The organism is Intrasporangium sp. (assembly GCF_036566125.1).
GTDB lineage: Bacteria > Actinomycetota > Actinomycetes > Actinomycetales > Dermatophilaceae > Intrasporangium.
In genome coordinates this window covers 1-7,025 of the sequence record NZ_DATCWX010000343.1, presented here as the reverse complement: position 1 = coordinate 7,025, position 7,025 = coordinate 1, and the positions used below count along the sequence as shown (strand labels likewise).

Sequence of the window (7,025 nt, the reverse complement as noted above, 5' to 3'; positions counted from 1 at the left end):
TGGAGCTCGAGTTCACCGAGGGCATGCAGTTCGACAAGGGCTTCCTGTCGCCGTACTTCGTCACCGACGCCGAGCGCCAGGAAGCGGTGCTCGAGAGCCCCTACTTGCTCTTCGTCAACGGCAAGATCTCCTCGGTCCAGGACCTGCTCCCGGTGCTCGAGAAGGTCATGCAGTCCGGCAAGGCCCTCCTGATCGTGGCCGAGGACGTCGAGGGCGAGGCCCTGTCCACGCTCGTCGTGAACAAGATCCGCGGCACCTTCAACGTCGCTGCTGTCAAGGCGCCCGGCTTCGGGGACCGTCGCAAGGCCATGCTCCAGGACATCGCCATCCTCACCGGTGGCCAGGTCATCGCCGAGGAGGTCGGCCTCAAGCTCGACCAGGCCGACCTGACCGTCCTCGGCCAGGCCCGCCGTGTCGTGCTGACCAAGGACAACACGACGATCATCGACGGTGCGGGCGACACCTCCGAGGTCAACGGCCGGATCGCCCAGATCAAGTCCGAGATCGAGCGCACCGACTCCGACTGGGACCGCGAGAAGCTCCAGGAGCGCCTCGCCAAGCTCGCCGGTGGCGTCTGCGTCATCAAGGTCGGCGCGCACACCGAGGTGGAGCTCAAGGAGAAGAAGCACCGCATCGAGGACGCGATCTCCGCGACCCGCGCCGCGATCGAGGAGGGGATCGTCGCCGGTGGTGGCACGGCCCTCATCCACGCCGCCGAGGTCATCGACGGCCTCGGCCTCGAGGGCGACGAGGCGACCGGTGCAGCCATCGTCCGCAAGGCCGTCGTGGAGCCGCTCCGCTGGATCGCCGAGAACGCCGGGCACCAGGGCTACGTCGTCACGTCGAAGGTGGCCGACCTGCCGCTCGGGCAGGGCCTCAACGCCGCCACGGGCGAGTACGGCGACCTCATCGCGGCCGGCGTCATCGACCCGGTCAAGGTGACGCGCTCTGCCCTGCGCAACGCCGAGTCGATCGCGTCGATGATCCTCACGACCGACACGCTCGTCGTCGAGAAGCCTGAGGAGGAGCCCGAGCCGGGTGGCCACGGCCACGGCCACGGGCACTGACCTTCGGTCACCACCAAGAAAGGGCCACCCTCGATCTCGAGGGTGGCCCTTCGTTGTGCAAGCCGGGGACGTATGCCGCTGAGCCGCCCCCCGCGAGCGCGCTCAGCGGCATACGCGCTGGGTTTTGCCCCTCGGGGCTCAGGAGGCGGTGGCGATGGCGTGCATCGGGGCGTTGGTCGGAGCGTCGTAGAGCAGCTCTCGCTCGGTCTCGGTCAGGCCACCCCACACGCCGTAGGGCTCACGGACCTGAAGGGCATGAGAGCGGCACTCGGCAAGGACGGGGCAGGCGGCGCAGACCGCCTTGGCGGCAGCGTCCCGGTTGCGCCGTCGGGGACCGCGCTCGCCTTCGGGGTGGAAGAACGCCTCGGGACTCACGCCCCGGCACGCTCCCTCGAGCTGCCAGTCCCACAGGTCCGCCACCGGACCCGGAAGGCGGGTGATCTCGGCCATGGTGTCGTGGTCCTCGTCTTTCGTGTTCCTCGGCAGATCAGTCTGCCGATGGCGCTCTGGTGCAGCCGTGGATCGACGCTAACCGGGGCAAAGCCCTCGATTGAAGGCCTGAACCTTCAAGACTTGTTCAAGAATTCCCCTCCATATGGCATGCGCTTTCCGCCCGAGAGTGAGGTGACCGCACGTAACATGTGGAAGCACAGCCCTTGGGGTCCTCGTGGGTGGGGCCCGCTGGGCGGAGAGGTCGGGGGTTGGATCACCAATGGGATTCACCTGGGCCGTACGGTCCGGCGTAACGCCACGCACGAGCGGTGCGATGGAGGGAGTGGACACCGCCACCTCCCTCCGCGAGCTCGTGTCCCGTGCAGCGCACGACGACGTCGCGCGCGATCAGCTGGTTCGACGGGTTCGCGACCTGGCCCTGAGGTACGCACGTGTCCGGCTCGGCCGCTTCGGGGCCGAGGATCTTGCCCAGGACGTTGCTCAGGAGGTGTGCATGGCCGTGGTGGCCGCCGTGCCCACCTATGAGGAGCGCGGACTTCCGTTCGAGGCGTTCGTCTACCGCATCGCGTCCCACAAGCTTGCTGACGTCCAACGTGTCGAGATGCGCGGCGCGACGCCCGTGGCCGACCTCCCCGACCGGGTTGACGAGGCGCCGACTCCCGAGGAGGCAGCGGTCGTGGGGGACGAGGTCGCGCTCGCGCTGTCCCTGCTGCAGAAACTGCCAGAAGCCCAGAGGGAGATCCTCATCCTTCGAGTTGCCGTGGGCATGTCGACCGAGGAGACTGCCGATGCGATCGGCATGACGCCGGGCGCCGTGCGGGTCGCACAGCACCGGGCTCTCGCCCGGCTGCGCGCGATGCTGGTGCAGGTCGAGGCAGGTGAAGTGGCGTGACCAGGCCGACTCCGCTCGGTCAGGTCGTCGCCGACGACCTGCTCATCGACCGTGTCGCCGGTCGTCAGCCCGCAGGGGACGACCCCATTGCGAGCCTGCTCGTCGCCCTCGCCGAGCACGCCGACCGTCCGCTGGGCAGGGCCACGACCGGTCGCCGATTCCGCCGCCATCGCGTCCTCTCGGCCTTGGCTGCGCTCACCGTCGGCGCCTCGGGTGCCGGTGTCGCGGCGGCAGCCACCGTTCCGGATGGGACGCCCGCTGCTGCGCCTGCGCTGGTGACTCGGGCACCACATCGCCCGGCTTCGGACCCGGGCGCCGAGCTCGTCCGCGACGCCTCCGGGCGTGTCCTGGTCGTCGGTGCCGACGGCACGCGGTTCGACTCCGCGTGGCTTCCCGATGGCGTGAGCCCGGTCCTGTTCACGCCGGCCGGGGTCCTCGGGCGAGCTTCCGGCGCGGAGGCCAGCCGGTTCCGGTGGGCTGCCCTCCCGGGGTCCACGGCGCTCCTCCTCGCCGGGCCGGAGCAGGGTCTGGCAGGTCCAGATGCGGGCGCAGCGGACGCAACCCCGACGGAAGAAGCGCAGCAGGACGCTACGACCGGCCCCATTGACGATGCCGCGACACCGGTGGATCCGGCGGCCGCTCCCGTCGAGCAGCCCGCTCCTGAGCCGAGCGGTGCGACGACGTCCGCGGCGACCCCGAGCGACGACGCGACTACTGCCACGACTCCCACCGACGACGCGACTACCGCCACGACTCCGAGCGACGACGCGACAGACCCAAGTGCGGGCGCGGACGAGAGCGATGCGACTCCGTCCGGATCTGAGACGACGGGGTCTGCTGACGCCGGCAAGCCCGCCGACACCGGCAAGCCCGCCTCCGCCGGCGAGCCGGGAGTTGGCCCCCCCTCAGGCACGGAGGACGCCGACCACCTGCCGCCGCAGGCGCTACCGGAGCCTGGCCTCCCAGCAATCGACGCTCCGATGTCAACACCCCCCGCGAGCTCGGCTCCAGCAGACGACGGTGGTCTCGTGGCCGCACCCACGATTCCGGTCATGGTGCCGCTGTCGACCGTCCCTATGGCCGTGCTGGCGGACCCCTCCTAGGACCCGACCGCGTTTCGGCACGGACGGACCTCTTCGCCGCCTCCCGTAGAATTAGGCAATGCCCCTCGGTACGAATGACGTCCCCTCCCCCTTCGAGAACCTCGGCCTGACCTACGACGACGTCCTCCTCCTACCGGGGTACAGCGACCTCGCACCCAATGACATCGACACGACGACCCGGCTCACCCGGGAGCTGACGATCAAGGCGCCGCTCATCTCCGCCGCGATGGACACGGTCACCGAGGCGCGCATGGCCATTGCCATGGCCAGGCAGGGAGGCCTCGGCGTGCTCCACCGCAACCTGTCGATCGCGGACCAGGCCTACCAGGTCGACCTCGTCAAGCGGACGCAGACGGGAATGATCTCCAACCCGATCACGATCGGGCCTGGCGCGACCCTCGAGGAGCTCGACCAGAGATGCGGCGAGTACCGCGTCTCCGGCCTCCCGGTCGTCGATGGCGACAAGACGCTCATCGGCATCGTCACCAACCGTGACCTGCGGTTCACTCCGGTCAAGGAGTGGGGTACCACTCTGGTCCGCGACGTCATGACCCCCATGCCGCTCATCACCGGCCACGAGGGCATCAGCCGCGAGGACGCCACGCGGCTCTTGCGCCAGCACAAGCGGGAGCGGCTTCCGCTGGTCGACGACGCTGGTCATCTCGTCGGCCTCATCACCGTCAAGGACTTCGTCAAGAGCGAGCAGTTCCCCAACACGAGCAACGACGCAGCCGGCCGCCTCATGGTCGGCGCCGCGATCGGCTACTTCGGTGACGCCTGGGAGCGTGCAACGACGCTCATCGAGGCGGGCGTCGACGTGCTGGTGGCCGACACGGCCCACGGACACGTGCGGATGCTCATCGACATGGTGCAGCGCCTCAAGAGCGACCCCGCGACGAGGCACGTCCAGGTCATCGGCGGCAACGTTGCCACCCGCGAGGGCGCCCAGGCGTTCGTCGACGCGGGCGCCGACGCAATCAAGGTCGGCGTCGGGCCGGGCTCGATCTGCACGACCCGGATCGTGACCGGTGTCGGCGCCCCGCAGATCACGGCCGTCCACGCTGCCTCGCTCGCCGCCAAGCCCGCGGGGGTTCCGGTCATCGCTGACGGCGGCCTCCACTACTCCGGCGACATCGCCAAGGCGATCGTCGCCGGTGCCGACGCGGTCATGATCGGATCGCTCCTCGCCGGGTGCGAGGAGTCGCCCGGTGAGCTGATCTTCATCAACGGCAAGCAGTTCAAGACCTATCGCGGCATGGGTTCGCTCGGCGCGATGAGCTCGCGCGGCAAGAAGTCCTACTCGAAGGACCGGTACTTCCAGGCCGAGGTCGACTCCGACGACAAGATCGTGCCCGAGGGGATCGAGGGGCGCGTCGCCTACCGCGGGCCGGTCTCGCAGGTCGCGCACCAGATGGTCGGCGGGCTGCGCCAGGCGATGTTCTACGTCGGCGCGCGCACCATCCCGGAGCTGCAGGAGAAGGGCAAGTTCGTCCGGATCACGTCGGCGTCGCTCAAGGAGAGCCACCCCCACGACATCCAGGGAATGGTGGAGGCCCCCAACTACACGGTCAACTGAGCGCTCACCGTATGCCGTTGAGCCGGCCCCAGGGCAGGGCGCCGTTGAGCGGCAGCCAGCTCAGCGGCATACGGCCAGCTCGTTGATCGTGAAGTGACGATCGGTGCCGGGTCGCTCGAGCTCATCGACCGCTGCCACGGCGAGGTCCTCGGCGGTGATCCGGGAGGTGCCGTCGGGGCCGACGAGCAAGGTCGTGGTGCCTCGCACGTACGTTCCGGTGCGTCGTCCGGGTTCGAGGAGGGCCGGGGGGCTGAGGTAGCTCCATGCCGCGTCGGGGTGGCGTTCGCAGGCGCGCAGCTGATCGGTGCTCGCGGCCGCGATGGCCCGCCACGCCGGTGGGACGAAGGTCGGGTCCTCCGCCACGAGGCGGTCGGGCTCGTCCGGAGACCGCAGCGGCCCTGCCCCGCCGATGACGACGAGCCGGATGCCCTCGCTGGCCGCGGCATCGAGGACGCCGGTGGTCAGCGGCGCCAAGGTGTGCTCGTGGCCGAGGGATGGCCGCACGGCGAGGAAGGCCCCGTCGGTGCCGTGGAGCGCCGCCGCGAGCTGCTCCGGGTCGCGGGCGTCCAGGGCCAACGAGGTGATGGCACCGGCGCGCGGGTGGGTGCCGGGGTGTCGCGCGGCCGCGATGACCCGGTGTCCGCGGGTGGTCGCTTCGGTGACGAGGCGGGTGCCGACCATGCCGGTCGCGCCGATGACGGTGATGTTCACGAGTGGGCTCCTTCGCGAGGACGTGGGGTGAGCTGACCGGCTCCCAGTGCGGCCAGTGCGAGCGCGAAGCCGATCAGCTGGAGGGGGTCGAGGGTCTGGCCGAGCACGAGTGCGCCGAGCGCCGCGGCCACGAGCGGGGACAGCAGTCCGAGGAGCGCGGTCGCGGTGACCGGCAGGGTCCGGAGGCCGGTGAACCAGATGGTGTAGGCGGCCAGTCCGCCGACGAGGCCGAGCCACACGTACCCGGCAACGGCGCCTGAATCCACGCGGTGGGGGACACCCTCGACGAGGAGCGTGGGTACCAGCAGGACCAGGCCCCCTGCGGTGAGCTGCCAGCTCGCGTAGCCGACGGCGCTCACGCCTTCGGGCCTGCCCCACCGTTTGGTGAGGACCACGCCCAGTCCCATGGAGAGGGCACCTCCGAGGCCGGCGACGATGCCAGTGACATCAAAGGCGGCGCCGGGGCCTAGGACGACCAGTGCGACTCCGATGACGCCGGCGATGCCCCAGCCCAGCCGCCACCCGGACAGTCGCTCGGACAGCACGACCACGGCGAGGAGGGCGACGATGATGGGCTGGGTCGCTCCGAGGGTGGCGGCCACCCCACCGGGGAGGCGTTCGGCGGCCAGGAACAACAGCGGGAAGAAGAGGCCGATGTTCAACGTCCCGAGCACGAGGGTCCGCCACCACCAGCCCTGTCGTGGCACGGTCCGTGAGATGGCCAGGGCGAGGAGGCCGGCGGGCAAGGCGCGCATGAGCGCGGCGAACATCGGGTGGCCGTGCGGCAACAGCTCCGTGGTGACGATGTAGGTCGTGCCCCAGACGGCTGGTGCGAGCGCAGTTGTCAGGGTCGGGAGGGTGCGGCTGGCCACCGAATTCGGGGCCGGCGTGGGCAGCTTCGTGGAGGTGGTCACGTCACAACGGTGCGGCGCGGACCATTGATGAGTCCAACACATCGTTGTCATCGCAGTGATCGCGATAGATCATTGATCTATGGAACTGCAGCAACTGCGCTACGTGCTCGCTGTCGCCGAGACGCAGAACTTCACTCGAGCCGCGCAGCGCTGCTTCGTGGTCCAGTCCGCGTTGAGCCACCAGATCAAGTCCCTGGAGCTCGAGCTCGGCGTGCGGCTCTTCGCGCGGACCAGCCGGCGTGTGGAGCTGACCGACGCCGGCGCCGCGTTCCTCCCAGCGGCGCGCGCCTGCCTGGCGGCCGCCGAGCG

General features: G+C 70.0%; 8 protein-coding genes. 5 read left to right on the top strand and 3 right to left on the bottom strand.

The features are described from left to right. A partial coding sequence (locus VIR15_RS20485; protein WP_331931225.1) for a chaperonin GroEL occupies positions 1 to 1,067 on the top strand: 1,067 nt, incomplete at its 5' end. Between the two features lie 138 nt (positions 1,068 to 1,205). On the opposite strand, the gene VIR15_RS20480 is transcribed toward VIR15_RS20485, so the two are convergent. Next, positions 1,206 to 1,517: a WhiB family transcriptional regulator gene (locus VIR15_RS20480; RefSeq protein ID WP_331931223.1), complete on the bottom strand. Its 312-nt coding sequence runs from the start codon at positions 1,515 to 1,517 to the stop codon at positions 1,206 to 1,208. Positions 1,518 to 1,833: 316 nt separating this feature from the next. On the opposite strand from VIR15_RS20480, the gene VIR15_RS20475 reads away from it, so the two are divergent. Genes VIR15_RS20475 through guaB form a run of 3 tightly spaced genes read left to right on the top strand, consistent with a single transcriptional unit; the run spans position 1,834 to position 5,091 of the window. Continuing rightward, the gene (locus VIR15_RS20475) at positions 1,834 to 2,412 is read left to right on the top strand and encodes an RNA polymerase sigma factor ShbA (protein WP_331931221.1); all 579 of its coding nucleotides are present in this window, start codon (positions 1,834 to 1,836) and stop codon (positions 2,410 to 2,412) included. Continuing rightward, entirely contained in the window at positions 2,409 to 3,515 is a 1,107-nt protein-coding gene (locus tag VIR15_RS20470) for a hypothetical protein (RefSeq protein WP_331931219.1), read from the top strand. The genes VIR15_RS20475 and VIR15_RS20470 overlap by 4 nt, the downstream gene beginning before the upstream one ends. Before the next feature lie 58 nt (positions 3,516 to 3,573). After that, on the top strand, positions 3,574 to 5,091 hold the full coding sequence (guaB, locus tag VIR15_RS20465) for an IMP dehydrogenase (RefSeq protein ID WP_331931217.1): 1,518 nt from the start codon (positions 3,574 to 3,576) through the stop codon (positions 5,089 to 5,091). A 60-nt stretch (positions 5,092 to 5,151) separates the two neighbouring features. On the opposite strand, the gene VIR15_RS20460 is transcribed toward guaB, so the two are convergent. Next, positions 5,152 to 5,802 (bottom strand): NAD(P)-dependent oxidoreductase, encoded by a 651-nt coding sequence (locus tag VIR15_RS20460; protein WP_331931215.1) that lies wholly within the window; start codon positions 5,800 to 5,802, stop codon positions 5,152 to 5,154. Next, on the bottom strand, positions 5,799 to 6,716 hold the full coding sequence (locus tag VIR15_RS20455; RefSeq protein WP_331931213.1) for an EamA family transporter: 918 nt from the start codon (positions 6,714 to 6,716) through the stop codon (positions 5,799 to 5,801). Before VIR15_RS20455 ends, VIR15_RS20460 begins: the two co-directional genes overlap by 4 nt. Positions 6,717 to 6,795: 79 nt before the next feature. Between VIR15_RS20455 and VIR15_RS20450 the strand changes: the two genes are divergently transcribed. Beyond that, on the top strand, positions 6,796 to 7,025 hold a 230-nt coding region (locus VIR15_RS20450; RefSeq protein WP_331931211.1), incomplete at its 3' end, for a LysR family transcriptional regulator.